1 protein-coding gene is annotated in these 345 nt (G+C 42.9%); it reads right to left on the minus strand.

The window, feature by feature from the left end:
- A partial coding sequence (locus ACFILW_RS10770) for a ParB N-terminal domain-containing protein (protein WP_375685831.1) occupies positions 1-165 on the minus strand: 165 nt, incomplete at its 3' end.
- Between the last annotated feature and the right edge of the window lie 180 nt (positions 166-345).

The raw sequence follows: 345 nt of genomic DNA on the forward strand, positions 1-345 counted from the left end.
GAGGCCGTGTGCTTGAATCGTCTCCGCTAGTTCTTTAATTCCTTCTTGGTCAAATACCTGCCGTGGTTGGTAACGGTTAGGTTCAATTTGATCTAATGGGATTTCGACCACCTGATTTTTAGTGCCATGGTGATTTTTACCAATTCCAAAGATTGAAAATGCCATACTAATTCTCCCTTATTCTAATCTTTTACAATGGCTTCTTCGCAGGTAAGCCTGCCCGTCGTGGGTACTTTTGCGGGGTTGCCTGTTGCTTATCAATAATTACTAAGTTTCGTTCTTCCGGTGTTGGTTGCGTCGGTAATTGAAGTTGGTAAACTGAACGGACTTTTCCGCCAAGCTTTT

It is taken from the genome of Bartonella sp. TT110JLCBS (assembly GCF_042193405.1).
Classification (GTDB): Bacteria; Pseudomonadota; Alphaproteobacteria; order Rhizobiales; family Rhizobiaceae; genus Bartonella.